This window comes from Tahibacter caeni (assembly GCF_024609805.1).
GTDB classification, from domain to species: domain Bacteria; phylum Pseudomonadota; class Gammaproteobacteria; order Xanthomonadales; family Rhodanobacteraceae; genus Tahibacter; species Tahibacter caeni.
The window spans coordinates 1-1,419 of record NZ_JANFVR010000615.1 but is presented as its reverse complement, the minus strand read 5'-3'; the positions used below and the strand labels follow the sequence as shown (position 1 = coordinate 1,419).

2 protein-coding genes are annotated in these 1,419 nt (G+C 73.2%); both read right to left on the bottom strand.

Annotation, left to right across the window (positions count from 1 at the left end; all coding sequences use genetic code 11):
- Positions 1-206 (bottom strand): DUF4339 domain-containing protein (locus NON22_RS24300; protein ID WP_257389560.1); only part of this gene is annotated, 206 nt, incomplete at its 3' end.
- Positions 207-272: 66 nt separating this feature from the next.
- Positions 273-1,419 (bottom strand): DUF58 domain-containing protein (locus NON22_RS24295; RefSeq protein ID WP_257389559.1); only part of this gene is annotated, 1,147 nt, incomplete at its 5' end.

The following is a 1,419-nucleotide window of genomic DNA, read 5'->3' as shown; positions in this document are numbered from 1 at the left end:
GGCGCGCGCGGCAGCGGCGGCGGTGCGCCGCGCATGCCGAGCTCGGCCGCGACCTGGGCCAGCGGCACCCAGGACGGCAGCCGCTCGTGCCAGACGAGCGTGGCCATGTCCAGTTCGCCACGCTGCAGCGCGGCGCGGAGCTCGTCGGCGGAAACCGGCCCGCGCTGCTGGCGCTGGCGGTCGGCGTAATACCACTGCTGTGTCATCTCGATTCCCCCGTGTCTGCGGGAGCAGTCTAGAGGCGCCGGAGGCAAGTCTCCAGGCGCCGCCGCCTACAGCCGCGCCGCGCGCTTGACCGCGAGGTAGTGCTGCACGAGCGCCGCGGGCAGTTCGGCGCAGGTCACGTCGAGCACGTCGGTGCCCTGCGCACGCAGCGCCTCGTGGGCGCGCGTGCGCTGTTCGATGTACTGCGCGAGCGCGCCGACGCCGATCGCGTCGTCGAGATCGGCGACGGGCTGGTCGAGCGGCCGCTCCAGCGCCTGTTCGCGCAGGCTCGCGACGCAGACCAGATGGCGCCGCTGCAGCTGGCGCACGGCGGCGAGCAGGTCCTCGATGTCTTCGTCGCGGACGTTGGTGATGAACAGCACGAGCGAGCGGCGCTGCTGGCGCAGCGCGAGCTGCTTGGCCGCGTCGAGATAGTCGGTGGCCTGCAGCGACGCGTGCAGGTCGAACGTGCTGTTGAGCAGCGCGTCGATCGTACCGAGGCCGCGGCCCGGCGCGAAATAGCGCGTGTCGCCGCCGGCCGCGAGCAGGCCGACCGCGTCGCCCTGGCGCAGCGCGATGTAGGCGACCATCAGCGCGGCGTTGAGGCAGTGGTCGAAATGCACGAGGCTGCCGTCGCGCGCGAGCATGCGCCGGCCGGTGTCGACGAGCAGCAGCACCTGCTGGTTGCGTTCGATCTGGTAGTCGCGCGAGATCAGCTTGCGCGCGCGCTGCGAGGCCTTCCAGTCGATCTGGCGCATGGCGTCGCCGTTGCGGTACTCGCGCAGCTGCTGGAATTCGGTGCCTTCGCCGCGGCGCCGCTTCAGGTGCGCGCCGACCACGCGCGAGGCGCGCTCGGCGCCGACCAGCGCGAGCTTGGCCAGCGGCGCGAAGTTCGGATAGACGCGTACGGAATGCGCGAGCGCGACACGCCGCTGCTGGCGCCAGAGGCGCAGCGGCGAATACAGGCGCAGGTCGCAGCCGTCGAACGTGAACGCGCCGCGCTCGGTCGGCGTCAGGCGATAGGTCAGTTCGAGCTCGCGGCCCGGCGGCAGCGCGATGCGGCGCGGCAGGCCGAACACCGGCCAGTCACCCGGATGGCGGTCGTGCACGTCGAGAACCTGGCGCTGCGCCGTCGCGCCGCGCAGGCGCAGCCCGACCGCGCGCTCGACGCCGACCGGCACCACCGGCGGCAGGTCGCGCTCGAGCTGCGGCGAC